The following is a 25,024-nucleotide window of genomic DNA, read 5'->3' as shown; positions in this document are numbered from 1 at the left end:
ATACAGATCATAATAAAACATATACGTTCTATAATAGAATCAAACTCTTCTTCTTTCAATTGCTATTCAATACCGCCATAGGCATAAAATGCCTAAATAAAAAAATAAGGAGAAATAGGAGAAAATAAAAACTCAAAATAATGAGATCATTTTTTTATTTTCATCTACTTTATTACACCAACCCATAAATGAATAATATTTGGTCTCAAATTATCCTAAATTACAGCTGTTTATCTTAAATACGATTATCCTAAGAATTAGCTGAGAGACAAATTAGAAAGTAAACGCTAATTTGATATTAATAAAAATTAGAAACAAATCTCGCATAAATACTAAGGAAAGCAAGAATATGAATCTATTCAAAACAATCGCATCACTTTCGTTATTGAGTAGTATTTTAATACTAACCTCTGGTTGTACAACAATTGAGAGAAACTATCCCACTAGCTTAAGTGTTTCCAATGAGCAAACTGAAAATAGAGCCCTTTCAACAAAATGGGGAGAAAGTTTATCTTCTGTTACTGAAAGTGTTGAGGCGTATCGATTATCACAAACACCTTCACAAACAACATCTATATTTTATCAAAGTGGAGCGCCTTCCAATTCTTATTCAAAAATTGTGCGTATTAGTAAAAGTCCAGTACAGATATCAATCTTGACTGAATACAGAAAGATAATGCCATTATATCACACACAGAATAATCAATATTTACTGTATGGAAAACAGAATGAGCGCTATATTATTTTCTTACATAACACTAGCCATAAAATAATATATGAAGCTGTTATTACTGTTGATGGATTAGATGTCATTAGTGGAACAGCAGGCTCTTATCAAAATAGAGGTTATTTATTAAGACCTGGAGATACTTTATTTGTTGAAGGTTTTAGAAAAAATCAGCAACAAGTTGCCGCTTTTCGCTTTGGCGCTCCTGATGAAGGATATGTAAATTATAGTGCTCAAGGTGATAAAAGAAATATGGGGGTAATTGGTGTTGCACTTTTTGAATCAGAAGAAGGCTCACAACAAATGATGAAGAAATGTAGCTATTTACCAAATCCTTTTCCAAATAGTAACTATGCACCAGAGCCTTGTATCCCTTAATCTTTATCCATTAAATTTCTTCTGCTAAAAATAGCGTAAATTATTACGCTATTTTTTTGAGCAACTATGAAATAAAGCGGCTTAAGATTTATATTAGCATTTAATGCTAGTGCACTTTTTCTAGCTCTATTTCAATCGTGTTAAATTCTAATAAGAAGCCATGATCTGCAAATCAGGTTTTTCTCCTCGCATAATAGCCCGCTGTTGTTCATGAACAGCCTCATTAATTGATTTTTGCTCTCCTGGTGTTCGAGTATTTTTACCACAAACTAATGTAGAACATACTGGGCTGCCTATTCTATGGCTTCCTGAATTACCCGTACTAAAAGTAACGTTATCAGTAGTACAACCCAATAATAGAAAAGATAATAATAAGGTGATTGCTATGCGCATAATTTATCCATATAAAATTAAATTTTAAATTGATATTAAAATATTAATAGGCATCAAAAGTATAATGTGGCTTTTGTTTCCATTTGAATTCAACAGTTTGTTTTTTTTCATTCCAAATAGGCTCAGCAACTGGCATAGTAAAACTTATTTTTTGAATAGGCTTTAATGTTGAATTATTATTTAAATACTGATCGTTGATTGATGGTTTTTTCTCATTTAAACCAACTTTAAAAACTTGTCCAAGTCTTTGTTTTTCTTCTTGAACTTCCATTTCAAAACGAGATTGCTTTCCTAACATAAAAACCAAGTTATTATTAACTGCGTGACTATCAGGAATGGAATTATCGGTGTGTGTTTCAATTAATTTAGTCTGAGTTACTTTATTATTGGTACATCCAGAACTTACAAATACAGAAAGTAATAACAATAAAAAATAATGCATAAATTGAATATCAATAAGAAATAGGAGTAAATAATTATTCCATAAAATCGATTCACCAACAAAATAAATTTTCCCATTTATATAAAAATAAAGAAATCTGCTCATAAATCGACGATAGAAAATTATTTAAGCTATAACTTGATAAAAAATACAGAGCAAACAAATAACTTAACTAAAATAATAAGAATAAACAAAAATATATCCAACAGAAATGTATGGTAACTAACTATATTAAATTATTATCATATAGAAATAAGAAAGGACACCAATAAGGTGCCCTCCAAATTTAATAATTGATATTTAATTATGTTTTTTATAATGTGATTTAACAAAAGAATCTAAATACACTTCTGTTTTATGATGAGTAAATTCTATTTTTTTATCATTTGGAATAAATAACGGTATGCCCTCACCCAATAAAATAGGTATTCTAGTTATTATAAGTTCATCAACAAAATCTTCATTAATAAATCCTTGAACTGTTTTTCCACCGTCAACATACACTCTATTATATCCATCATCTTTAAGTCTTTTTATTATTTCATTAACATTTCCTGATAAGATATTTACATTACTAGGTAATGAGCTTGGTAATTCTTTAATGGTATTACTTAATACAAAAACAGGCTGAACATAGGGCCACTCAATATCAAAACCCATTATTGTTTCAAACGTTGTTCTTCCCATAATAATTACATCTATTTCACTAAGAAAGTCAGAAAAACCAAAGTCTAAATTTTCAGGGTTTTCAATACTGGTAAGCCAATCAATATTACCTTGCTTATCAGCAATATAACCATCTAAACTTGTTGCAATATAAACCACAATGTTCATTTTCAATACTCATTCTTAGAGAAGGCATTTGATATTAACATTAAATAAATAAAATTGAAAACAAACATAGAAGTAATGAAAATAAATTATTTTTTAATTTTAAATTAGATTTAATAATAAGATATTGCGATATAAAAAGTATTTTTATCTTTTAGTCATAAAAAAAGCCTTATAACTTTAATTATTATAAGGCTTATCGAAATAAAATAAAATTTATTGACCTGCTGACATTTTTTTCATTTGCTCTAAAGAATCTAAAGCTTGCTTACAAGTACTTTCCTGTACATCTTTAGGTAATGCTGCAAATTGTTCTTTAGCTTGAGTATATTGCGCTTTCATCGCTTCTGCTTGAGCTTTAGTTGCATCATTTTTTGCCATTAATTCGACATAAGAGTCAGTTTCTTTAAAATAGTCTTCACATGTTTTAGATAAATCAGCAGAAACAGCGATAGAAGAAATTGATAATAAACCCAAAGCTAAAATAAAAATTTTCATAAATATCCTTTAAGTATTGTTAACAGTTAGAGAGTTACTTCCATTATCTTTTAAGTCAGTATTATCTCAAAGAATAATAAAATGGGGATAAGTATTATCTTAATTAAAAAATAAAGCCTAATCTAATAATGATTATTATTATAAGTGGAATCAAAATATGATAATTGAATTTAGTTTATTATTTTCCGTATCAGCTAACACATGGATGGTCTTGCATTTCTTATCCAAGTTTGTGACGAGAAGTTTATTAGTGATGACTTGAGTGATGAAGGATATGCATTTACACAATATTATTATGAATCAGAAAATAATAGCTATTTTGAAGATTTCGAGCGTGTTTTAGCCCAAGGGTTATCTTCTTCATATTATGTTGAAAATACATGGGATAATTATGAAAAAATTGCATCTGTAATTACAGATGCATATACAAAGTGGAAAAAGAAGTAAATAGTTAAATTAATCCTTTTCTAAACATCATTTTATACTCTTCATTATTGGAAATAAGTTATTTAAACAATAATTAACTTATTGCTCATTAAATTAACATTCTTAGATTCTAAAAATTATCTTATCTAGTTTATTAATTTTGACGTGATCTATATAAAAGAATCATACGTTATTCTTATATATAGTTGCTCCGTACTTAATAGGTTCTATTAGTCAGGGGGGCTTCCCCCATCAACGGAGGCATTTGATGTCTATAAAATGGGTTTTAATCCTATCTGGATTTATTATTGGTACTCTTGCGTTACTTCTTGGCATTAACGGAAATCCACCTAATATGGGGGTTTGTGTAGCGTGCTTTATTCGTGATAGCGCAGGAAGCATGGGCTTGCATCACACCGAAACGGTACAATATCTTCGCCCAGAAATATTTGGTTTTATTCTTGGTTCTTTTATTGCCGCACTTATCTTCAAAGAATTTCAATCAAAGGCAGGTTCTGCGCCTATTATTCGTTTTACACTGGGTTTTCTAATGATGGTAGGCTGCTTAGTTTTTTTAGGTTGTCCATTAAGAATGGTACTTCGTATCGGCGCTGGTGATTTAAATGCTGTTATAGGATTAGTTGGATTAATAATAGGAATTGGCATAGGTAGTTTATTTGTCAAAAAAGGATTTTCTCTACCAAGAAATTATAACCAATCTCCTATAGAAGGTTTTATTTTACCTATTATATGTATATTCCTATTTGCTCTATTCTTATGGAATAGTGATATATTTAATGCCAGTGTGAAAGGCCCTGGAGCAAGTCATGCGCCAGTGTGGATGTCTATCATCGCAGGGCTTATTATTGGTTTTATTATTCAACGCACAAGATTCTGCTTTATTGGAATGGCCAAACATGTATTTTTATCGCGCAATTACAATATGGCGTTTGGTGTAATCGCATTAACACTCGTTGTTTTTTTGGGTAATCTCTATTTAGGCAAGTTTAATCTTGGTTTTGAAAATCAACCAATAGCCCACAGCGATGGTCTATGGAATTTGCTCTCTATGGCGCTTGTAGGCTTATGTGGTGTACTCATTACAGGTTGCCCATTACGACAACTAGCTAATGCAGGTCAAGGTAACTCAGATGCAGCTGTAAGCGTCATGGGTATGTTAGTGGGGGCAGCATTTGCTCATAACTTCACTTATGCCTCAAGCCCTGCTGGAGTTACCGATAATGGTAAGCTAGTTGTTATTATTGGTTTATTGTTTGCTGTCATTGTTGCTGCTATTTATACCTATGTCGCAAATAAAGCAAAAGATAATGGAATTAGTAAAAATGGCGCATAACTATTTATTCCTTTTTCATGAGCAATACGCTGTAAAAAAACTTCAGCAACAACTCCAACAAGATAATTTTTCCGCAAAAATTATTGATGCTCCACGAAAAATATCGTCAGAATGTGAGTTAGCCATATCCATTTATTTTTCTGGCGATGAAATTTATAAACAGTATATTAATGATAACGTTAGAGCTGTTTATAAAATAGATTCAAACCATTTTGATGTACTTTGGAAAGATGAGTTTTAGCATAGTACATAACTAAGTTATTATATTTAGAACCTAGACAGTTAAAAGGCTACAATAGTAGCCTTTTCTTTATATATATAACTATATGGTTTATATAATTTTTTAATTAAAAATAAATTATCTTTCTAAAAACGAAAAACCATCCCTTTTTAGTTGGATGGTTTCTGCATCTTTATGTATTTATAGAGTAATTATTTTTTATTACTCACGCTTCTTCCGGTGGTTTTTTGAGGATCTGATGAATTTCCTCTTTCAGTTTTAGTTTTTGTTTTTTGAGCTCAACAACTTCTTCACCATATCCTCTTCTATCTTTATGTTCTAATCTAACAATTTTATGGTCAAGTTCGTTATGTTGTTCAAAAAGAGCACGAAAATGGGGGTCAGTCTGACGAAGTTTTGAAATTAAATCACGATATTCTGGAAACATAAATAGCTACCTTCCTTATTAATAGTGAATTAAATGCTCTTATAATATTTACTCAAACTGATTAATCTGTCATTGTCTTTATGTTAAAAATAAGACCAACATCAATTAATATTTTTAATTCTTAAAATAGCTCAATATTTTTATATTATATACTCTCTGCATAGTTATAAAATTCAATACGTAAGAGCATATAAAAATGTAAATCTACTTAATCTAAAAATTATAAAATAATGATAAATACTTATTAATTTATCTCTTCAAACCAAACATCTTCATATCCATCTCTATCAATAATAAAATTATATCCTTCTGGTAGATAAAGATAATTTATTACTTCAGGTAGCAGTTCTTTCAAATGTTCTGTATGCAATGGTTGATAAAAGTCGTCCTTTGCACAATATTCCTCACAATAGAAAAACCAACTTATAGTACCACCTTCTAAGTGTTTTATGCGTGTACCGTAAATAGGATTACCATTTAGGTTATCCAAAGCAATCGCTACCATGTCTTCTGGCTTTTGAGGTAAAACACCATATCTTTCACACATTATGTTCTGTTGTTCTGAAATTAATAACCCATTGTTTTTATTCATATTACATCTTTAATTTTACAGAAAACACTCGAGAAAAGAGTTTATAAGTTTTTGATTATAATTAACTTATCGTTATCTACCAAGTATTGATAAAAGAGCACATCGCTCCCTCTATTCACATAGCCAAAAGTATAAAAATGAGTAGATCTACGAAACTCCACACAATTAAATAGAATGAAAAAACATCAATTTGCTTTAAAACTAGACGACGTAAAGCATAACAGCACTTTTTACTTAAAAAAAAGCATTTATTGTTAATTTATAAAATGAAAATTCACTACATTTATATCGGTCTCTAATAGTTTTTTATACCCATCTATTCGAGTCACTAAGCCCAATGCCGCCACATTGGGCTTTTTTATTGGCAATGGTTGTTGATATCATTTTCTCATTACAATTAGCTTTACATCTCTTTAACTTTACTCAAATATTTTTTTAGTTTTATTAATATCCATACCTATATCTTAAAATTAATGGACATAAACTATAATCCATTATTACTGTTACGACTCAATTTTATTGTATAAGTAATAAAATAAGGATGCCGACTCAATTCCATTTTTGCCGGCATTTGTAACTATTTATTAGATGAAATATCTTGCTCTTGTAATTTAGAAAGTGCTAATTCTTTCATCCAATCTGCAAGTAGTGGTGCTGTTTTTATTGAATCCAATAATGCACGCTCTTTTTTTGTTAAACGAATAACAATAACTTCTGTTTTCATTGTAGACATAATAATTCCCCATTTGTAAAAGAGAAAATATTGGCACAAAACAGTAACAGAACGGTCTGACTTACACTGTTTTACAAAATCATCATTTAAAGATGATTAGCAGTACATTATCGATAGGATATTTACGATATAGTTCGTTGTTTAAGTTTAGAAAAAACATTAATATATTTATGATAAATTAGTCTTTCTGATGATGGACAGTCACCGCAAGAAATTCAAAAAAGAGAATTTAATAAATTTGCAGATAAAACCGTTGATAAAGTATCTACAATGATTGGTTGTTTTGAACGATCGGAGAAAAAAAGTAAAAGCCCTAACTCTGATAAGCCTCTGCCTTATGAGAAATTAGACAATGAGTTTCTTAAGCTTACTGTATCATTCTTTCAAATTATTCAAGAAATCAAATATTCTGGCGATACAAGTCAATACGCAAAAAATAGAATTACCAGCTCATTATTTGGGATAACGCGTTGGTTAGATAATAAATACCCATTATGGAATAATGAAAGAGCTAAAGTAGAAAGAAACGGCAAAGAAATTGAGAAAAGAGTTAAAAAAGAATTTAAAGCAAAAAGATTTTATAAAACAAAATTTGCTATCCTAGCAATTGCCACTTTTTTTGCTCCCTTTATTTTTTGCTGGTTTTCTCTACAAAAAAAATATCCTAAATGGTTTAAAGTTATCAGTTTCTTATGGGCTCTATTTTTTGCTATTTTAGTATACAGAAACCCCAAAGAATAATAGCTAGGCTATTATGATATTCTCTTATTTAGCTTATGGTGTTTTTTTAAATAAAAAACACCATAAGCTAAATAACCCATCTAAGATATATTATTCTATATAGCAAATAATTATATTTTTCTTTAATAGAATTCACCTTAAGAAAGATTATATTCTAAATAAATTTTTTTACGGTTATTTAAATTGATAAAAAAAACAAATAACATAATCATTAAGCATAAATTAATTATTTTTCACACAATAAAAAATAAAAAGGTCATTTTTTATGCTATTGAATAAACATTTTAGTAAGAATATTATTACTATAAGTGTATTATCTTTCTTAGCCAGTTCTGTTTATGCAAAAGAAAATAATGTACAAGGTGTTATTCTCTCCAATAATGAAATTACTTCTAATTCTACTTACAGTGATACAACAAATCTTTATATAGATAAAAACCACGAAATACAAAATATTACTCTTTCAAACGAGGCAATATTAAGAATGAATGGTGATAGTCTCGCGATAGGTACTATCGTTAAAGACGATGCTACTATTAGCATGTATACTCATGATGCAAAAAAAATAGGTATTCCTACTATTAAAGATACTATAGTAACAGGCACAAGTAATATTGATATGAGCGCAGGTTCATCATCTATAGGCAAATTATTTATAGATAAAAATGCTGAATTATATATTGATAACATTGATGCTGAATCTACTGATGTATCTAAAAATGATCCTGTCCCTTCAACTAAAATCTTTATAGAAAACTTAACACTAGCAGGTAAAACATATATTTTACCCTCATGGAACGAAGATTATGGTGATGATGGCGATGCTCCTAGACCAGAAAAACCAGGCCCAGAATTAATTACTCATATTAACAATCTAGAGATGCAATCTGGTAGCCAACTTGAAATGGAACATTATATTTCTGGCATGCAATTTAATCGGCTTGAATTGAAAACGCTCACCGGTGAAGGTACTTTTATTTTAAGTAGCAGGTTAGCCAATGGTTTAAGCGATAATATTTATATTTCAGATCATGCTACTGGGCATTTTGGATTAAAAATAAATGATAGCGGAGAAGAAATTTCTGATCCTAAAAATACTCAATTAGTTTATGTAAATAGAGGTGATGCTAATTTTAATTTATTAAATAAAGAGGGTCATGTTGAAGTTGGTGTTTGGAAATATAAACTAAATAGCAAAACTAATGATGGTCATACAGAGTGGTATCTTGTAGGTGGAAAATCAGGCGAGCCGGATACTTCTAAACAGCCTGATACCTCTAAACAGCCTGATACCTCTAAACAACCTGATACCTCCAAACAACCTGATACATCTAAACAGCCTAATGTTACTCAACCTATATTAAGCAATAGTGCTCAAGCCGTTATTAATATGGCCTCAGCACCACAGCATATATTGAGTATTGAGACGAGTACTTTACGCCAAAGAATGGGCTTCTTGCGTGAAAATAATAATGATCTCGGAGTGTGGGTTCGCTATTTAAATGATAATTCTCATTTGAATGATAAAGGTTATAGTCAATTCAATTCAAACTTAAATGGAATGCAAGTTGGTATAGATAAGAAGATAGCCATAAATAATAACCAATTACTATTTGGTTTAATAACTTCTTACACTAAGAGTAAGATCAAATCTGACAATATTAATAATGGTGATATTAATAGCTATAGTGGTGGTATTTATTTAACTTGGATTAATCATTCTGGTTTTTATGTAGACTCTTTATTTAAGATGAATCATCTTCATAATGAAATCAATACTAATATGAATGAAGGTAGAAGAGTTAAAGGAAATTACAATCAAAATGCGGTTACAACGTCAACAGAAATAGGCTATCCTATTGCGTTCTCAAACGCATTAACACTGACACCATACAGCCAGATCTTTTATTCTCATATTGGTAAGTCGCATTATTTATTAGATAATGGTATGAAAGCAAACATCCACAATGCGGATAGCTTAAAAGGTGAATTAGGAACCACATTAGAAAGTAATTTACTGATTGCAAACCACAATGTTAAGCCTTACATAAAAGCAGCAATATCTCGTGAATTCATTAAAAATAACGAAATAGAAATTAATAACGTATCATTTGATAGTCGTTATTCTGGGAATACTGGTAAGTACGGCGTTGGTTTAACAACTAATATAGGTAATGATGCTCTTTTCTATACTGAAATAAACTATCAAAATGGTAATAAAATAGAAACTCCGATATATGTAACAGCAGGATTTAGAATGAGTTTTTAACTATTTTATTTTTCATTTTATAAAATTAACACATAAAAAACCTCATAACTTATGAGGTTTTCTATTTCAGTTTCATATTAGTATGTTTTTGCTGATATCAGTTCAAAACCTATTGCATTTGTTTTCTTAAAAACTTCTGCATTTCCCGTTTCATAAATATTACCGTGAACAATTTTAGCACAAATCTTTACTTCACCTTCACTTTCATCATTTATTTTTATACCAGAACATGATCTTCTTCCTTCTACGTATGAGTAACTAGACTTATAGCTACTTATTTCTCCGCTAGTAAAATAAACAATATTAGAAAGTATGAAATATACAATAATAAATATAATCATAATTAATGCTAAAGGAAAAATTAATAAATTTTTTATTTCCTTATTAAAAGTTGGTTTTTTATATATAAAGAAAAAGCATACTAACGAGGCAATAAAAGAGAACCCTAATGCTATTTTAATCGATACATTTGAAACTATAACATACTCTTTAATTTCAATTTTCCAATAGAAAAATACAGCTATAATAAATAAAATTGAAATTACATAACTAAATAACTGAGAATATGAGTATTTTTTCATACCACCTCTAACCTATTTGTTGTAAGAAAATAATTATATTTTCATATAGTGAATTATATCCATATGGTGATCGCAAGGATAAATTCGTGTTGTTGTATTCTTCTTTCTGTATAATGGTTTTTTTATCATATTTCATTAATCATATATAATAATTTTAAATTGCTATTTGATTATTTTATAATCCATTATAATTTTCTTCTTCCTCCTTAAAAATTGTTATTTGTATCAAATTTCAAATTTATCAACTAAATATACAAAAAAGGTCACCGAAGTGACCTCTAGTAAGAGCGCTAAATGATTTTCAATAAAAATAGTGGTAATTAACTAGCTTTGCAACCACTCAACACTGGTTTATCTTTTCCTTCGACTAAATCGGCATTATCACCTTTAGTATAAAGCTTATAAGTATAATTTTTATTCATCGCCTCATAGTTTGCACCAGAAGCCATTTTCATGATTTTCATTGGGATCATTTCATCCATTTGATTAATGATCGCATAGCTATCTTTTGCTGTATTTACATAGATAACTTCCATCACTTTATTATTTTCGCACACATAAGAAATTTTGGTTATCTCATCAGTATTATCTGCCATAACAAAACTAGAAGACAAAATACCTACTGCAAGAAAAACACTTTTAAATAAAAATTTCATATAGTCTCCTAAATATCATTAAGTTAGCGTTTATAGAGTATTCTTTTACTCTTCACTAATTTAAAAAAATCTATCTGAAACTCTAATGGGATTTATCCAATTTATAAAATTTACTATTAATCAATTAGTTATCTTTTGTTGGCCCCATACAACGACTATTATGACAACTAGCGAACCCTGCTATCGCTTTATTTGAATATACTCGAGTAAATTTGGGATGAGTCCAAACATTAGGTTGAACATATAACCTAAAGCTTTTACCTGTTGTGTAGTAATAATGTGCTTGCTGAAAAAAGTGATCATAAGAAGAGGCCCAATCTGACTTGTTAGATACTGCACAGGCGATAAATTCACCGCCATGATTCATGGCCTTAACACAAAAATACCGACCATCTTCAATTTTTCCCGAATTAAAATCCGTTAACGTAACATTAGAATAATATTCAATATTATGACTTAATGTATCTGTGGCAAATGCCGCTGGTGTTAATAATAAAAAGGTAAAAAATAGGCTACGCATTAACATACCATTCCTTAAGAAAATAAAGATAAAAGGTCTCTAATCCAGAATAATATTTCTTATTATTTTTTATTCTTCGCGGTGAACAAAGCGACAGTACCTTGTACATGAATAGAGATGTCATGAAATAAAGAGGAAAGCATTTCTTCCAAAGAGTCCACCGAATCAGAATAATTGCAAAAAATACCTTTTTTATTGTAAATAGACATTAATTTTTTACCAAAAAAATTATGTTTGACTCCCTGCCCTAAAATCGTTGTGCCATATAAAACCCCTTTTTCTGTCAGTAAATAACTTATATTTTCTATCGCTTTTTTCTTATCATCCATCGTTCCTGGTAAACAATGTAGTAAATAAAACAATGAGATAGAATTATAAGATGCATTTAATTTATTAGAAAAAGGCTGAAAAACATCATGCTGAAGGCAATTTATTAATTTATCATCAGGTATATACTTTTTAGTATGTTCCAGACTGTGCAAATTAAGATCAGTCAATGAGATTTCTTTTATATAATTTAATGATTTTTTTAAATAAAAGCCCGTTCCAACACCAATATCCATATGGCGCTCACTGAGATGATTTTTAAAATGTGGAATTAGATATTTATTCGTATCACAGTGCCATGCATAGCTATTAGAAATATTAAGCACCCACCAATCATATAGCTTCAATGACACTGGTGTATATACTTTGACTCCATCATGTGTACTTAATGTCATACAATACCCTATCATAAAATGACTATTTTATTTTTTATTTATTGTATGAATAGTTGAAAATACCGAATAATAAATCAGGAAATATTTTTAAAACATTATCTACTCACTAAGTCACTTACTTTATTTCTCTTAATTATAAAAATTTTTTTCATTACTAGAGACTATCAATAATAACAATGAGATATGATTTATTATCCTATTTTTTCAAGTAAATCTCAGTAACAACTAGCAACCATAACTTACCTTTATAATCTAAATATGATTAAGTAATAATACTATTAACTAACTTATTCTGGTGATAGTTATGTCTTGCAAACACAAAATTCCTCTTGGAATAAATGTGTTAGATGCTACTCAAACGCGAATTGAATGGTTATTTGATACTTTTGAACAAATCTCTCTCTCCTTTTCTGGAGGTAAAGATTCTACTGTTCTTTTTCATCTTGTTGCTGCTGAAGCAAGAAAACGACATCGAAAATTCAATGTCATGTTTCTTGACTGGGAAGTGCAATACTCCGCAACCATTAGCCATGTTGCAAAAATGAAATCTTTGTATGAAGACTGTACGGAGCGATTTTACTGGATTGCATTACCTATAACGACGGAAAGCGGGATCTCACAATATGAACCAACTTGGACGGCTTGGGAACCAGAAAAAAAATGGGTAAGGCAACCTCCAGAATACGCAATCACTGATCCAGACTTTTTCCCTTTTTATCATCCGAATATGATTTTTGAAGACTTCACACCTGCATTTAATCAGTGGATCACAGGAAATCATCGTAGTTCAGTTATTTTATTAGGGATCAGGACGGATGAATCATTAAATCGCTTTATTGCTATCAATAACAACCAAAAACTACGTTATGCCGACGATATCCCATGGACAACGGCATCACCCGAAGGTTTTTATTATATGGCCTATCCTATTTATGACTGGCATGTAAAAGATATTTGGACATACATTTCACGTTTTAACCTACCCTATAATTCTATTTATAGTCTAATGCACCAAGCTGGGGTTAGTTTAAGTCAAATGCGCATTTGTGAGCCATTTGGCCCAGAACAACGCAAAGGGCTATGGTTATACCATGTTTTAGAACCTGAGACGTGGAGTCTAGCCTGTGAACGAGTGAGTGGTGCTGATGCGGGTATGTTATACACCCAGCCTCGTAATAAATCAGGTTTTTTTGGACAACGTAAAATCAGTAAACCCGCCCATCATACATGGAAATCTTACGCCCACTTTTTGCTAGCGAGCGTACCAGAACAAACAGCCGAACATTACCGAAATAAAATCGCAGTTTATCTCCATTGGTATACTGAGCGAGATTATCCAAATGGAATACCAGATGAACAAGAGGGTGATACTAGCAGTAAACAAATTCCGTCTTGGCGACGGATCTGTAAAACTATTTTACGTAATGATTTTTGGTGTAGAACATTAGCATTTAGTCCTACCAAATCACACTGTTATGACCGATATTGCAAGCGGATACAGGAAAAACGTAAAAATTGGCAGTTGATTTAATAAGAGGTGAATATGACTATTGAAACAGTGTTTTCTTCGCTAAAAGATTATCTGCTAAAACTAAATGATGAGCAAAAAATCGAAGCTATCAACAAAATCAAATTATTTCTTCATCAAATTAGTCCGTTCAAAAATGAACCCATAGATTGTGTTCTTTGGATAAAACAAAATCAAGTCGTAGCAAATGACTACAACCCTAATGTTATGTCTCCCACAGAAAAGAGATTACTCAAAACCTCATTGATAAAAGACGGTTATACTCAACCCGTTGTAGTATTATCTGCACAACAAAATAAAACTAAACAATTGCAGTGGCAAATCGTTGATGGCTATCATCGTTATTTATTAAGTAAAGAAAACGCCTTAAAAAAACGAATTAATAATTATTTACCAGTCACCATCCTTGATGTTAAAAACAACACAATATCAGATCAAATAGCAACCACTATTCGTCATAATCGAGCAAGAGGACAACATCAAGTCGCAGCTATGTCAGATATAGTTAGAGATCTATCCAGATTGGGATGGAGCGATAAACAAATTGGTGATGAACTAGGTATGTCACAAGATGAAGTATTACGCTTAAAACAAATCTGTGGGTTAGCAGAATTATTTTCAAAACACAATTTCTCAGAAGCTTGGACAGTAAAATAAGGCGAACAAGTCACCCTAAATACGTTAACCACAACGTTTAAAAAAGCGAGAGATAAATGTGGGTTAACTTGGGGAAAAAGCACAGCCCCTACTTTCCATGAACAACGATCTTTATCCGGGCGACTTTATCGTGAGCAAGGAATTAATACACAAAAAATATTGAGGCATAAAACACAAAATATGACCGCTAAATATCACGATAATAGAGGCAAAGTGTGGTAATTATTGCTGTTTAATTGAAGAGTTTTGGGGATATTTTGGGGAAGAATTTTATAGTACAAAAAATAAACGGGAACTAATAAGCTTCCGTTAACTATTTATCAAATCAACAATTACATATGTTTGATAATTGCGTCACCAAACTCACTACATTTCAGCAATTTAGCGCCTTCTAGCTGACGTTCAAAATCATAAGTTACAGTCTTAGCGGCAATCGCGCCTTCCATACCTTTAATGATTAAGTCAGCCGCTTCTGTCCAACCCATATGGCGTAGCATTATACCCATAATAATTAAGTAACTTATTAAATAAATTATAATTATTATGGGTGATAATCTTTTTTTATGTGATCTTGATTTGTATGTAACAGGTTGATTTTTAGTTTGGTTTGGGGTGGTTTTGGGGAAACCATTTTCATACACAATAATTGATTTTACAGACTATTCTTTACTAATAGAATAATCAGCACCACGAAACAAAGGGTGATAACTATCATGATGATAATTATCATAAGGCATAAGCGATGGAGTTATTGGTAATTCATCATCATCCCATTTATTACGTTCTAAATAAAAATACACATTGTTCTCTTTTAAAAATGAAAAGTTTGGATCTTTTTCAACATAATCTTGATTTTTTTTAGGCTTCATCCATCCTTTTAAACTCATTTCATATGATAACAGCCATTGATCACCATATAAGGCATCGACATTTAAATAATTATCCCAGAGAGTTTTATCTAAAGACGATTCCAATAGATTCTCCTGTTCACAATCTAATGCCAGAAGGGCAACACACGAATCCCTACATGTTGAAATTTTATTTACAGCATTTGAATTAACATTTAAACGGAATGCTAAACATCCCCAAAGAGCATTTGCAACTTCGCTAGAATGGCGTAATTCAGCATGTTTAATAATTATATTATTAAGAAGAAAAGTGAGTTCATCTTTTAACACATTGACATTAGATAAATTTTTTTTGTGTAAAAGAATTTGTTCAAGCACAAAAGGTAAACAAGACGGCTCAGGAGCAACACAGAGCATAAGCAATCGTTGGAATGAATCCCAATTTTCTTCATTAATTGGCACAGAACGAAGACATGAGATAGCCCACTGGAGAACTGATTCATCAGTATATTTATTATATAAATCAAACGCTAATGAAAAATATGACTCAAGATCGCTTAGTTGAGTATTTTTATCTGAACGAATTTGAAACTGTCTTAACTCAGAAAGCCAATTAGATTCTAATCTAACAGGTAACTTTGATATATAAGTTTTTTTTGTGTTAAGAGCCAACTCAAACTCAGCAAGATTTGCATCTAAAATATGATATGCTCGCTCCGCTTCATCTCGATTAGCAAAACTAAGTTCATAATCATCAATAAAGCGATGGCCTTTAATATGTGGGAATTTTTTAGCTACTTCTTTATCTACACTGTGCATTAATAATTCAGCAATTACTAGTGAAGTATCAGGACCAATAGGAATCCCTACCGTTTGTCCATCCTGCCCTTGTCGTACGAGATAATCTAGTTTATTGCCTAAGCTGTCCAATCGGCGATTAGCTTTAGCCAAATTTTTACCATGCAATGCCCATGGTATAGAGTGTGTATATATACTATGATAAAAGCGACTAATATCTGTAGTTAAAATATATCTTGCGCCAATACGGTTTTTTTTAGCTAACTCAACTCTCTGACTTTGGGAATACTTACCATTAATTGCTCGTCCATCACTCTTAAATTCAGGCTCAGTCGCTGCAAAATTTGAACCAGAAACAGCTGGTTTAATTTCTTGCCAATTATTTACTATTTCTCTTGCCAGCAAATAAAATAGAACTGGATTACAAATACTCAACTGTCTGCGCTTCAACCCAACTCTAGCCAGAGAGTAAAAAACCTCCTTTGCTACGGGTATATTAGAGCTTTTAACAATTTCCTTACCAAAAACACCTGGAATTTTATCTGGTTCCTTGTAATCTGACAATTTATCCATCAGTGATGCAAATGATCTTGTCATAAACGGCTTTGGTAACTCTTTGGGAAAATAGCCACGCTCCAAGAGACCTTTTAATTCCATTTTTTATCGTCCTACTAGTTATTAATGAGATTTTAAGTAATTATTTATTTTCTGATAACTTCTTTGATGGCCAATTTAAATTATCAATCAAAAATGCGCTATAAACTGTAGTCGCCTGATAACTATAGAATTCATCTGCTCTTTTTTTTAATAATCCACTACTAAAATAGCTTACAATTAACCCCAAAAAAGAAATACATGAAAAATTGCTAATTAAAAAACAAGCAACACCAAACAATAAAATAATAAAACTACAATTTCGGTAAAAGCCATATCTAGATAAAAAAACCATAAAAGTAGTACTTAACTGTTTAGTTTCAACATATTCTTTACAAATCATGAAAGGATTTTCAATCTTGTTATTTAGATCTCCAAAGCTATTTTCTTTTATATATTTTTCCATCGTTTCTTTGTCTATTTTTCTCTTATCTTCATTTATTTTAATCCAAAAAAACAAATATTTACCAATATAACGTTCAAAAAAATTAGCTATTGGCTCTATTAACAATCCTAACAATATTAATATGATAGGCATAACAACAAGGATATAAGTTGCTGGTAACTTAATCAAAAAATCAAAAATCACTTCTTTTTGGGGTAATTGGTTATTTATAGTTATAAATCCCAAAATAACGATAACAAAAAATACTCCCGTCATAAAAAAAGTGAAAATATCCCAAAGAGAAATCCTTATTTTTTCAATCATTTAACATTACCCAATATAAATTCAAATTATATAATACTTAAGATATAACCATGGGTCTACATGCCAATCAAAATAAAAACTAAATCAATACATTTAAAGTGCACAATAATATTTTCTCTAATACTCTTGATTAATGGCATATATTCATAATAACTATTATTAGAATAATTATTCAATAACCTCAGTCATAAATATAAATTTCATTGTGTAACTATTCCTTACCTATAGCATTCTCATCAATCTACTGAATTCACCCCCATAGTTTTACCATTTCGCCACAAGCCAATTAACTATCCAGCTTTACCTATCTAAACTCTTTTATCACCCACCATACTCCCTCACATCAATATAAAAATACTGCTTTCCTAGTGAGGTTGTTGACATTTGTCCGGCCACTATCATGGAATGAGGAATAATACGGTTACCTCGTCCACAAAGAGTTACTCTAATCGTTTTTCCTCCCATCGAATCCATCATACCAATCTGCCCAATTGTTGTGATTAATACCGCACAGGGAAAACCTACATCTACACCACTCCAATTATTTCCTGTAAGTACAAAGTTATTTCCTTCTAATAAATTAAGTGGTCTTTGGCTTGAAGCGTGTGTAATAACACCTTTATGATAGATTTGAATCCCCCATTTTTGGGGATGAAGTGAAATATGATAAGAAGACTTCACAAATACATAAAGCTCATATTCTGCTGAATTACCTTGAATAGTATCGATTAAATTCACACACCACGCATTATTCTCATAAATCACTTCAGATAATCCACCTAATGATGGATTAGAGGAATTAAGAACTCGAATAAAAATAAGTGGCACTGCATTATTATTACCTTCGATAACTTTAATTATTCCGGGTTTTGTTTTTATCTTTTTTAAAAATACGGCTGATTCATAAGGTGTTAATTCTTCGGTAATACCTTGATTAAAAAATAATGCACCATATTTACTCATTTAATTAGTACCATAATAATTCCATTAATCGATTGACTACCACGTAGAGAATTCCACGAAATTTTATTATTCTCGACTCTAACAGTGAAATAAGATCCTCGATTTCTCGCTACAATATAGGCGGCCAATGACCGCCCTTTAGGAATATTATTATAAGTTTTACTGCCATTTTGAGTGACAGCTATTTGGTCAAAAATAAACGAACGCCCTGTGATTTTTATTGGCTTTCCTTTTTCATATATCTCTATTCCCCACGGCATGAAAAATCCTCTACGGCATCAGGAGATACCCATCCTCCCAAGAATTTAAATCCTAATTGAGGTACAGCATGATAAAGAGGCCCTTTAATGGTTTCTCTCTTTTTATCAAACTTTACTAATACAGGTTGTTGATAGTGAAAAGTTTTTATTTGGTAAACACCTTGGCAATCGACTTTCTTATATCCAGAGGTACACCCTGACAATAATAATGCTGTAATTAAAACAATAAACTTCATACGCTACCCTAAATAACCTATTTTTGCCGCTAACTGATTATTTTCATCGTAAACATAAATAGTATTATTTGTGATCACTAACCGCCCTTTTGTTCCTCCTGAGTTAATATCTAACCGTCCACGAAATACTGCATCATTTAATTCAACATTCCCTGTTGTGGCATCAATATTAAATCCTTTCTTGCCAGCTGAATAATTAGTGGATGTGATTTTTTTACCTATCGATAATTTATCAATGGTTGCCTTACTAAATAACGCATCATTGAAAAAAGCTTGTCCATTTTGGATCACAAAAGGCGTCACCACTTTACCGTTTAATGACGATATCACTGCAAAGTTTTGGGCATTGACCAGAAACTGGCTATTTCCTTGCGCATTAAACCCTAAACCAATGCCAGTAATGACTTTATTCCCTTTGCTATCTTGCTGAACTTTCATTGTCCATGATGCCGAAATTTTGCCATTTATGTCTGTGACCACTTTCGAAGTTTGTTCGATTTTGGCTGAACTTGTACCCACTTGGCTTTCTAAGCGAGTCACTTGTTGGGCGGTAGAGATAACTTTGCCTGAAACCTCAGTTACCTTAGTTTCAAGTTGGTTTACCGCATTCGCCGTTGCATTGGCTTTCTGTTCACTCGATTTAGGTACGTCATTCGCCACAAATCCTTTTGGTGCCAACGATTGCTTGTTGTTGGTATAAGTGATGGTGATAATTTGATGGTTAACACTTTTATGCTTAGTGAGTTGGTATTTAGCGCCTCCTCGCAAATAAATATATTCCACAGAACCATTTATTAATTGAGCGGGTCCCATCACAGGAGATTGATTTGTCCATCGCCAATCAAAATTATCAATGATGCGGTTTTCAGACTGGGTTCCCCATCCTGATGCACTCACTTGCCATTCCACAATCACGGCAAAACCTTTGGTGCTGTGGGTTGCATAACTGGGTTTATTGTCTGAATATTGCCCTAAGGTTCTAAAAACCTTAAAGGCATAACGTCGAGAGGTCACTAAAGGCAAAATAACCGGATAGTAGGTGTTTTCATTGAGTTTCGATAAATCTAAATCCACCACCACAGATTCGGTTAAATCGACTTTTACCGTCTCTAATTTGCTGGATAACGCTTGTACCTGAGAGGTTGCCGATGTCACTTTGCCATCGATATTAGATACTCGCGTATTTAATGCATTTACTGCACTACTATCAGCTTTCCCCTTAAGATTTGAATTGAGCGTTGAAATCTCTTGCGCTTGTGCTTGCTGTTTCGAGGTGAGGGTTTCTAATGATTTATTAATCGCGGAAACATTCCCATTCATCCGTGTTTCCAGTGATTGGCGGGCTTTCGCTTCCGCTTGATCGCCTGTAACTCGCGCTTGCTTCTCGGCGGAGATAAGTCCTGCGGTGACTTTCGATAAATCATTGCCGGTATAATCACCACGAAGTTGTGTCGCTAAAGATTGGCGTTGTTGCGCTTCGGTTTGATCAGACTCAATACGCGCTTGTTGCTCTTGTTTAATTGCGGCGGCCTGTACTTCTGTTGCCGTTGAAACTTTATTCATCCGCTCAGCCAGTAATTTTTCTGATTCCTCCCGTTTTTTTTCACTTTCTTCAATCGTCGCGCCTTGCCTCATTGACTCCTCTAAAAGCTTGTCGTGATTTATCCTCATTAACTCATGTAATTCTGTAATATCGATTTGGTTAGCTTTGCTGTTAATTTCACCCAATAGGTCTTGTGCGAGTTGATCTCGACTAATTTGCCCAGCTAATTCTTCAAGAATTAAATCGGTTTGAGAAGAGCAAACACCAGAAGCTTCCACAAAAGGTGATTTACCATAGCTGTTGATTGTTCGAACATAAAAATAATACGTATGCCCTGCTTGTAAATTCTCTTGCGTCCAGAAATTCCCTTGGCCAACTTTATTTGTTTTGGTGATCACTTCATTTTCAGAAAAATTAGCGAGCTTTTCCTCACTAAACCAAAACTCAAAGGTATAACCAAAGACAGCACTATCGCCTTGTTTCGGTGCAATGGTCAGATTAAATAAGCCAGAAGTAACATCAATATGCTCAGGAGGTGGTGGTGCTTGAATGGCAAAGTCACTGATAGCGGGTGCCGACATTGCACCGGCCACATTTATTGCTCTAACTTCAACACGATAAGTCCCTCGCGCTAATCCGTTAATATCAACACGTTCAGCTGGTACCTGAATAGATTGAATAACGTTGCCTTCTTGAAGAATAGTGACGGTGTTATAGCGCACATCAGTAGCCACATTCTGCCAAGAAAGCGTACCTTGCACGATGTCACTGACTGCAAGTGGAACAAAGGTAAGATTAATAGGGGAAGCAACGCCACCAGCGGGTAAACTCACAAATGGCGGACGCTCAAACGGTTTGCCAATCACATCTTCATATAAATAGGCACCATCCTCTTCCAACGTTAAAGCTACCCCGTCTAAAGCATGAAAAGACCATTCGGCAATACGAAATTCCAGCCCACTAATCCCCAAAACCGGTAATTCTAAAAGCACAACTTCCCCCGGACGATAAGCATAGCCGTCTAAGTTCATAGTGAGTTGAACCCGTCTTCCTGCTTTCTTTTTACGGAGATATTGGCGAGCTAATCGTTGGGCTTGATAAGGGCTGGTGACAAAACGATAGTCGATATTCTCTCGAATTTCTAAGCCATCCTCTTTCACCCATTCGTCCACAATCACAGGCGTGAAATCCGTTTTTGTGTATAACTGTTCGGCATCAATAAACGTGCCATACACTGCATTTGTGGCATCTTTTAATCCTGTTTCAGGGGTACATGTGACTGTGCCAATCAATTGTGATTCAGTGATGGTTTTTATTGCAGGCCCATAATAAGCGCCAATTTGAATACCGTGTTTTCCTGCGGTGAATGTCGGTTCCGCGTTGATGCATTTGTGCATCGCGTCCAAAACACTGGATGGACTCTCATTTAAATCATAAGCACCATTAAGGGTATATCGCGACTCAAATCCGCCTTCTGGTAGACTCACTTTTTCATCACATAAATCGGCTGCCTGTTTAAAGCTGTCAAAATCAATATCCGTATCAGGCACTTTTAAATAATGGCGGTAATAGTCCAAAATCACTAAGGCCCCATTGTTACTCCACACAGTTTGCCCAGAGCGAGGATCAAACAGATGTTTTCCCCAGACTTCACATTTCACATTGGGTAATCCATAAGGGAATTTTTCTTGGTCAAACGTTAGTGTCACACGTAACCACGCCAGACCTCGACCAATCATATCCTCTTTCCATGAAGGGCAATTTTTAAGCATAAAGGGATCGACATCTTCCCTGTCATTATGCAACTCCACTTCAACAACAGGTGCCGTGATTTTTAAACTCTTCAACCAAAGGTGTTTAACTTCATGAACGGTATATTCACCAAACGTCTCAATTAAATCGTCCCCTAACCAAATCTTCCCGATTTTCTCTATGGGGTGCCCTGCCAGCGCTAATGCTAGTGTGATTTTTTCATTTTCATCTTGTTCACCCGCTTCTTCTTCGGCGAAGAAAAGCAAACCCGATATCACTGTTTTTCCGACAATTACGGTTTCAGGCGCAGACGATGAACGTAACATCTGTTTGCGTTCACTGGTATCTCGATAATTCATGGAAGGAAGTTTAGGCTTAAAGATAAGCGAACCCGCGACTTGAACCGCAACGCCTGCTGCCATCAGTGCCATGCCCATCGCAGAGGTGACACCTCCGGTAAACAGCCCCGCAATCATTAAGCCCGCACCCACGACTTTTGAAATTAATCCACCACTCCCACCCATTATTCCACTCTCCACGCTTTGATTGGCTTAATCTGCACTGGCTTCACGCCTTGTGGGGTTACGCCCCAATAATGCCCCGCCCAGACCACGGCTAGACTGTCACCATCCTCACCTTTAAACAGTACGAGGTCGCCACGCTGAACGCGCTCAATCTCAATGGATTTGAAATAGCGTGATACGGCTTTCTCTAAGGAGCCAAATTTGGATTTGAGCAGGTTGAAGGCTTCGGCTTTGGTTTTATAGTGATTGAGATAAGGCTTTATTGGCGAGAAACCGCATTGTGCGTCAATACATTCAGAGGCAAAAATACAACAATCAAATTCACCCCATGAAAAAGGGCGACTCATGGCCGCCCTTATGGTTTCAGGTAATTTAAGTGTCCAGTTGGGTTGTTTCATGTACTGACCTTAAATAGCAAAAAACCCACAAAAGTGGGTTTAACAAAGCAATAAGATTATTTATAAATAAATGCAGGTGCATCTTTCTTACTGCCCCAATAAATAGCCCGCTCAGCCATTTGAGCAACATAGCGAAAGATGCGATCACCTTGTCTTCGAGATGACCACGACTCATCGGTGAATCTATCGGGTAACCCGATTGACCATCGCTCGAATCGATTAGAAACATTAACACATACGGCATTTTCTTCGCCAGACACCACATTGATAGATGTGATTTGTCCGACAAACAAGACTTCAGCAAGCAACGGTTTCCCCTCTTCGCCGATGGCGACCATCATCAACCGCACTTCTCGCCCTCGACTTTGCTCATTCATCACCATCCCCACCAGTGATTTATCAAAACCGGCTAATTTAAGCTGTAGTTGTGGAGGGCTGGTTGTTTTATTTTCTTTTAGCTGACTGATTTCGCCTAAACTGCCCACACCCAAATAAGTTTCACCCGCAATAATCAGTTGCCCAACGCCGGTATGCGCACAGGTCACGCCTGATTTCAAATCGAGTCTGGCAGCTAAAACGATATAAGCCCCCTCATTAATCGCGTTGACCATGGCATCAGAAAATGGATGATATTGCATCAGTACAACACCTCCTCAAAAGATAACGTGATATGGGTATACCCCAAGCGACGATGCTGAAATTTCCCCTGTTCATTATCAACGAGCCGAAATACTCCAAAAGGACGCTCAACCTCGAGCATTTCATTGACGGTAGGTGATGTTCTTAACATCGGCGAAATAAGAATAATGGCACGGCCTTGATTATCACTGACCACATCCGCCACCACCATTTTGAGTTCATTGCCCACAGTTAAGCGATCCCCTTGTTGTAACACGCGCATATTACGCTTCCAGTCCTTTGTTTCTAGCCGATGTCCCAATTGGCTTGGTATTGCAATACGAGGCGAACCATATCCATAACGCCCTTTTCTTATCCAACTGGTTATCTTGACTCGCCCCGACATGCCATCCAATGAAGCCACCAGCGCTTCTAACTGGCGCGATTTCTCTTCATTTAAATTATTGAATGTCAGCTCACAACGCCAACGACTTCCCGGAAAGCGCACCGTTTGACTACTTCCATTAAACGGCGAGGTAAAGGTTTTGCTGTTACTCAATAATTGCCAGTTTTCCTGTGTGGGGATCACCTCTTTTGGCCATTCAAGAATAGACATTTAAACTCCTAATGTTCTACGTGCTGCGCCATTACTTTGAAAGTCTTGTAACATCATCGCGTGAGCTTTCTGTGCACCAGCTTCTGTACCTTGTTGTGCGGCTTCTTTCATTGCCTGCGCAAGTACAGCGTCACCATTTCCCGTCACCGTAATATGATTAACGACCGTCATTTGCACACCGCCTGCACGGGCTAACGTCGGTTGTGGTGTAACCAGCATTCGCCCTGCGACCGCCCCCACAAAGCCACCTGAAGCATAACCTTGCGCCGCATGCATTAAGCGATAGAGATTGCCGACACCCAATTTAGCCGTCGCTTCTTTGGTAAAAACAAACTCACCACCATGTACAATCCCTTTAGGTTCGAATTTCCCGCCATGCCCCGTATAGC

The 25,024-nt window shown here is 33.8% G+C and carries 29 protein-coding genes and 2 pseudogenes; 9 read left to right on the top strand and 22 right to left on the bottom strand.

From position 1 onward, the window contains the following. Positions 1–349 precede the first annotated feature (349 nt). Entirely contained in the window at positions 350–1,105 is a 756-nt protein-coding gene (locus ACNART_RS00155; protein ID WP_368926840.1) for a hypothetical protein, read from the top strand. A gap of 147 nt (positions 1,106–1,252) precedes the next feature. Here ACNART_RS00155 and ACNART_RS00150 read toward each other — a convergent pair whose 3' ends face one another. The 4 genes from ACNART_RS00150 to ACNART_RS00135 form a co-directional block, all read right to left on the bottom strand. Beyond that, positions 1,253–1,498 carry a hypothetical protein gene (locus ACNART_RS00150; protein WP_109372541.1) on the bottom strand — a complete coding sequence of 82 codons (246 nt, stop codon included), beginning with the start codon at positions 1,496–1,498 and terminating at the stop codon, positions 1,253–1,255. 43 nt (positions 1,499–1,541) lie between these two features. Continuing rightward, positions 1,542–2,045 carry a hypothetical protein gene (locus tag ACNART_RS00145; protein WP_368926841.1) on the bottom strand — a complete coding sequence of 168 codons (504 nt, stop codon included), beginning with the start codon at positions 2,043–2,045 and terminating at the stop codon, positions 1,542–1,544. Between the two features lie 195 nt (positions 2,046–2,240). Continuing rightward, complete coding sequence (locus ACNART_RS00140) at positions 2,241–2,774, bottom strand: dihydrofolate reductase family protein (RefSeq protein WP_198619658.1); 534 nt, start codon at positions 2,772–2,774, stop codon at positions 2,241–2,243. 213 nt (positions 2,775–2,987) lie between these two features. Next, positions 2,988–3,269, bottom strand: a complete 282-nt coding sequence (locus ACNART_RS00135; protein WP_368926842.1) for a DUF5339 domain-containing protein — start codon at positions 3,267–3,269, stop codon at positions 2,988–2,990. A gap of 201 nt (positions 3,270–3,470) precedes the next feature. On the opposite strand from ACNART_RS00135, the gene ACNART_RS00130 reads away from it, so the two are divergent. The 3 genes from ACNART_RS00130 (at position 3,471) to ACNART_RS00120 (ending at position 5,290) form a co-directional block, all read left to right on the top strand. Then, a complete protein-coding gene (locus tag ACNART_RS00130; protein WP_232797436.1) occupies positions 3,471–3,716 on the top strand; it encodes a hypothetical protein in 246 nt (81 codons plus the stop codon). Positions 3,717–3,963: 247 nt separating this feature from the next. Then, positions 3,964–5,049 carry a YedE family putative selenium transporter gene (yedE, locus tag ACNART_RS00125; protein WP_232805388.1) on the top strand — a complete coding sequence of 362 codons (1,086 nt, stop codon included), beginning with the start codon at positions 3,964–3,966 and terminating at the stop codon, positions 5,047–5,049. Further along, positions 5,024–5,290 (top strand): putative Se/S carrier-like protein, encoded by a 267-nt coding sequence (locus ACNART_RS00120; RefSeq protein WP_198625540.1) that lies wholly within the window; start codon positions 5,024–5,026, stop codon positions 5,288–5,290. Before yedE ends, ACNART_RS00120 begins: the two co-directional genes overlap by 26 nt. A 205-nt stretch (positions 5,291–5,495) precedes the next feature. Here ACNART_RS00120 and ACNART_RS00115 read toward each other — a convergent pair whose 3' ends face one another. The 3 genes from ACNART_RS00115 to ACNART_RS00105 form a co-directional block, all read right to left on the bottom strand. Beyond that, entirely contained in the window at positions 5,496–5,717 is a 222-nt protein-coding gene (locus ACNART_RS00115; RefSeq protein ID WP_416303405.1) for a DUF465 domain-containing protein, read from the bottom strand. A gap of 244 nt (positions 5,718–5,961) precedes the next feature. Further along, positions 5,962–6,309 carry a hypothetical protein gene (locus ACNART_RS00110; protein WP_198625539.1) on the bottom strand — a complete coding sequence of 116 codons (348 nt, stop codon included), beginning with the start codon at positions 6,307–6,309 and terminating at the stop codon, positions 5,962–5,964. A gap of 577 nt (positions 6,310–6,886) precedes the next feature. Next, a complete protein-coding gene (locus tag ACNART_RS00105) occupies positions 6,887–7,042 on the bottom strand; it encodes a hypothetical protein (RefSeq protein ID WP_194952313.1) in 156 nt (51 codons plus the stop codon). Between the two features lie 270 nt (positions 7,043–7,312). On the opposite strand from ACNART_RS00105, the gene ACNART_RS00100 reads away from it, so the two are divergent. Continuing rightward, positions 7,313–7,783, top strand: a complete 471-nt coding sequence (locus tag ACNART_RS00100) for a hypothetical protein (RefSeq protein WP_349443044.1) — start codon at positions 7,313–7,315, stop codon at positions 7,781–7,783. Between the two features lie 265 nt (positions 7,784–8,048). Continuing rightward, a complete protein-coding gene (locus ACNART_RS00095) occupies positions 8,049–10,052 on the top strand; it encodes an autotransporter outer membrane beta-barrel domain-containing protein (protein ID WP_349443045.1) in 2,004 nt (667 codons plus the stop codon). A gap of 77 nt (positions 10,053–10,129) precedes the next feature. Here the strand turns inward: ACNART_RS00095 and ACNART_RS00090 are convergent, their stop codons facing one another. From ACNART_RS00090 to ACNART_RS00075, 4 genes are all read right to left on the bottom strand, one after another. Continuing rightward, positions 10,130–10,633 carry a hypothetical protein gene (locus ACNART_RS00090; protein WP_349443046.1) on the bottom strand — a complete coding sequence of 168 codons (504 nt, stop codon included), beginning with the start codon at positions 10,631–10,633 and terminating at the stop codon, positions 10,130–10,132. A 320-nt stretch (positions 10,634–10,953) separates the two neighbouring features. Further along, on the bottom strand, positions 10,954–11,289 hold the full coding sequence (locus ACNART_RS00085) for a c-type lysozyme inhibitor (protein ID WP_198625535.1): 336 nt from the start codon (positions 11,287–11,289) through the stop codon (positions 10,954–10,956). 124 nt (positions 11,290–11,413) lie between these two features. Beyond that, complete coding sequence (locus tag ACNART_RS00080; protein ID WP_198619664.1) at positions 11,414–11,809, bottom strand: subtilase family AB5 toxin binding subunit; 396 nt, start codon at positions 11,807–11,809, stop codon at positions 11,414–11,416. Between the two features lie 62 nt (positions 11,810–11,871). After that, positions 11,872–12,531, bottom strand: coding sequence for a class I SAM-dependent methyltransferase (locus ACNART_RS00075; protein WP_198629798.1), 660 nt, complete (start codon positions 12,529–12,531; stop codon positions 11,872–11,874). A gap of 304 nt (positions 12,532–12,835) precedes the next feature. Between ACNART_RS00075 and ACNART_RS00070 the strand changes: the two genes are divergently transcribed. The 3 genes and pseudogenes from ACNART_RS00070 to ACNART_RS00060 all read left to right on the top strand — a co-directional run. Beyond that, entirely contained in the window at positions 12,836–14,062 is a 1,227-nt protein-coding gene (locus tag ACNART_RS00070; protein ID WP_198619665.1) for a phosphoadenosine phosphosulfate reductase, read from the top strand. A gap of 12 nt (positions 14,063–14,074) precedes the next feature. Continuing rightward, positions 14,075–14,716: an IbrB-like domain-containing protein gene (locus ACNART_RS00065; protein ID WP_198629797.1), complete on the top strand. Its 642-nt coding sequence runs from the start codon at positions 14,075–14,077 to the stop codon at positions 14,714–14,716. Next, positions 14,717–14,938: pseudogene (locus ACNART_RS00060) on the top strand (integrase); the annotation flags it as partial. A 110-nt stretch (positions 14,939–15,048) separates the two neighbouring features. Here ACNART_RS00060 and ACNART_RS00055 read toward each other — a convergent pair. The 11 genes and pseudogenes from ACNART_RS00055 to ACNART_RS00005 all read right to left on the bottom strand — a co-directional run. Then, positions 15,049–15,357, bottom strand: coding sequence for an isocitrate/isopropylmalate family dehydrogenase (locus ACNART_RS00055; protein ID WP_416303404.1), 309 nt, complete (start codon positions 15,355–15,357; stop codon positions 15,049–15,051). 18 nt (positions 15,358–15,375) lie between these two features. Beyond that, a complete protein-coding gene (locus ACNART_RS00050) occupies positions 15,376–17,019 on the bottom strand; it encodes an RNA-directed DNA polymerase (RefSeq protein ID WP_416303403.1) in 1,644 nt (547 codons plus the stop codon). A gap of 40 nt (positions 17,020–17,059) precedes the next feature. Beyond that, positions 17,060–17,725 (bottom strand): hypothetical protein, encoded by a 666-nt coding sequence (locus tag ACNART_RS00045; RefSeq protein ID WP_198801165.1) that lies wholly within the window; start codon positions 17,723–17,725, stop codon positions 17,060–17,062. 321 nt (positions 17,726–18,046) lie between these two features. Beyond that, positions 18,047–18,688 (bottom strand): hypothetical protein, encoded by a 642-nt coding sequence (locus tag ACNART_RS00040; protein ID WP_198801164.1) that lies wholly within the window; start codon positions 18,686–18,688, stop codon positions 18,047–18,049. Next, positions 18,685–18,948, bottom strand: coding sequence for a hypothetical protein (locus ACNART_RS00035; protein ID WP_161738346.1), 264 nt, complete (start codon positions 18,946–18,948; stop codon positions 18,685–18,687). Before ACNART_RS00035 ends, ACNART_RS00040 begins: the two co-directional genes overlap by 4 nt. Then, the gene (locus ACNART_RS00030; protein ID WP_004242498.1) at positions 18,933–19,184 is read right to left on the bottom strand and encodes a hypothetical protein; all 252 of its coding nucleotides are present in this window, start codon (positions 19,182–19,184) and stop codon (positions 18,933–18,935) included. The genes ACNART_RS00035 and ACNART_RS00030 overlap by 16 nt, the downstream gene beginning before the upstream one ends. 3 nt (positions 19,185–19,187) lie before the next feature. Next, positions 19,188–23,003: a phage tail tip fiber protein gene (locus tag ACNART_RS00025; RefSeq protein ID WP_416303402.1), complete on the bottom strand. Its 3,816-nt coding sequence runs from the start codon at positions 23,001–23,003 to the stop codon at positions 19,188–19,190. Beyond that, complete coding sequence (locus ACNART_RS00020) at positions 23,003–23,401, bottom strand: DUF6950 family protein (protein ID WP_287236847.1); 399 nt, start codon at positions 23,399–23,401, stop codon at positions 23,003–23,005. The genes ACNART_RS00025 and ACNART_RS00020 overlap by 1 nt, the downstream gene beginning before the upstream one ends. A gap of 56 nt (positions 23,402–23,457) precedes the next feature. Beyond that, positions 23,458–24,039, bottom strand: coding sequence for a hypothetical protein (locus ACNART_RS00015; protein WP_012367795.1), 582 nt, complete (start codon positions 24,037–24,039; stop codon positions 23,458–23,460). Beyond that, positions 24,039–24,635 (bottom strand): hypothetical protein, encoded by a 597-nt coding sequence (locus ACNART_RS00010; protein ID WP_416303401.1) that lies wholly within the window; start codon positions 24,633–24,635, stop codon positions 24,039–24,041. Before ACNART_RS00010 ends, ACNART_RS00015 begins: the two co-directional genes overlap by 1 nt. Then, a pseudogene (locus ACNART_RS00005) lies at positions 24,636–25,024 on the bottom strand (phage tail tape measure protein); the annotation flags it as partial.

Source organism: Proteus sp. LHD240705 (genome assembly GCF_047921555.1).
GTDB lineage: Bacteria > Pseudomonadota > Gammaproteobacteria > Enterobacterales > Enterobacteriaceae > Proteus.
The sequence above is the reverse complement of the archived record's forward strand: the minus strand, read 5'-3'. Positions and strand labels throughout refer to the sequence as shown.

Bases quoted from the DNA above. Each gene is read 5' to 3' on its own strand.
- ACNART_RS00155 (WP_368926840.1), top strand. From the start codon at position 350: ATGAATCTATTCAAAACAATCGCATCACTTTCGTTATTGAGTAGTATT.
- ACNART_RS00150 (WP_109372541.1), bottom strand. From the start codon at position 1,498: ATGCGCATAGCAATCACCTTATTATTATCTTTTCTATTATTGGGTTGT.
- ACNART_RS00145 (WP_368926841.1), bottom strand. From the start codon at position 2,045: ATGAGCAGATTTCTTTATTTTTATATAAATGGGAAAATTTATTTTGTT.
- ACNART_RS00140 (WP_198619658.1), bottom strand. From the start codon at position 2,774: ATGAACATTGTGGTTTATATTGCAACAAGTTTAGATGGTTATATTGCT.
- ACNART_RS00135 (WP_368926842.1), bottom strand. From the start codon at position 3,269: ATGAAAATTTTTATTTTAGCTTTGGGTTTATTATCAATTTCTTCTATC.
- ACNART_RS00130 (WP_232797436.1), top strand. From the start codon at position 3,471: ATGGATGGTCTTGCATTTCTTATCCAAGTTTGTGACGAGAAGTTTATT.
- yedE (WP_232805388.1), top strand. From the start codon at position 3,964: ATGTCTATAAAATGGGTTTTAATCCTATCTGGATTTATTATTGGTACT.
- ACNART_RS00120 (WP_198625540.1), top strand. From the start codon at position 5,024: ATGGAATTAGTAAAAATGGCGCATAACTATTTATTCCTTTTTCATGAG.
- ACNART_RS00115 (WP_416303405.1), bottom strand. From the start codon at position 5,717: ATGTTTCCAGAATATCGTGATTTAATTTCAAAACTTCGTCAGACTGAC.
- ACNART_RS00110 (WP_198625539.1), bottom strand. From the start codon at position 6,309: ATGAATAAAAACAATGGGTTATTAATTTCAGAACAACAGAACATAATG.
- ACNART_RS00105 (WP_194952313.1), bottom strand. From the start codon at position 7,042: ATGTCTACAATGAAAACAGAAGTTATTGTTATTCGTTTAACAAAAAAA.
- ACNART_RS00100 (WP_349443044.1), top strand. From the start codon at position 7,313: ATGATTGGTTGTTTTGAACGATCGGAGAAAAAAAGTAAAAGCCCTAAC.
- ACNART_RS00095 (WP_349443045.1), top strand. From the start codon at position 8,049: ATGCTATTGAATAAACATTTTAGTAAGAATATTATTACTATAAGTGTA.
- ACNART_RS00090 (WP_349443046.1), bottom strand. From the start codon at position 10,633: ATGAAAAAATACTCATATTCTCAGTTATTTAGTTATGTAATTTCAATT.
- ACNART_RS00085 (WP_198625535.1), bottom strand. From the start codon at position 11,289: ATGAAATTTTTATTTAAAAGTGTTTTTCTTGCAGTAGGTATTTTGTCT.
- ACNART_RS00080 (WP_198619664.1), bottom strand. From the start codon at position 11,809: ATGCGTAGCCTATTTTTTACCTTTTTATTATTAACACCAGCGGCATTT.
- ACNART_RS00075 (WP_198629798.1), bottom strand. From the start codon at position 12,531: ATGACATTAAGTACACATGATGGAGTCAAAGTATATACACCAGTGTCA.
- ACNART_RS00070 (WP_198619665.1), top strand. From the start codon at position 12,836: ATGTCTTGCAAACACAAAATTCCTCTTGGAATAAATGTGTTAGATGCT.
- ACNART_RS00065 (WP_198629797.1), top strand. From the start codon at position 14,075: ATGACTATTGAAACAGTGTTTTCTTCGCTAAAAGATTATCTGCTAAAA.
- ACNART_RS00050 (WP_416303403.1), bottom strand. From the start codon at position 17,019: ATGGAATTAAAAGGTCTCTTGGAGCGTGGCTATTTTCCCAAAGAGTTA.
- ACNART_RS00045 (WP_198801165.1), bottom strand. From the start codon at position 17,725: ATGATTGAAAAAATAAGGATTTCTCTTTGGGATATTTTCACTTTTTTT.
- ACNART_RS00040 (WP_198801164.1), bottom strand. From the start codon at position 18,688: ATGAGTAAATATGGTGCATTATTTTTTAATCAAGGTATTACCGAAGAA.
- ACNART_RS00035 (WP_161738346.1), bottom strand. From the start codon at position 18,948: ATGCCGTGGGGAATAGAGATATATGAAAAAGGAAAGCCAATAAAAATC.
- ACNART_RS00030 (WP_004242498.1), bottom strand. From the start codon at position 19,184: ATGAAGTTTATTGTTTTAATTACAGCATTATTATTGTCAGGGTGTACC.
- ACNART_RS00025 (WP_416303402.1), bottom strand. From the start codon at position 23,003: ATGGGTGGGAGTGGTGGATTAATTTCAAAAGTCGTGGGTGCGGGCTTA.
- ACNART_RS00020 (WP_287236847.1), bottom strand. From the start codon at position 23,401: ATGAAACAACCCAACTGGACACTTAAATTACCTGAAACCATAAGGGCG.
- ACNART_RS00015 (WP_012367795.1), bottom strand. From the start codon at position 24,039: ATGCAATATCATCCATTTTCTGATGCCATGGTCAACGCGATTAATGAG.
- ACNART_RS00010 (WP_416303401.1), bottom strand. From the start codon at position 24,635: ATGTCTATTCTTGAATGGCCAAAAGAGGTGATCCCCACACAGGAAAAC.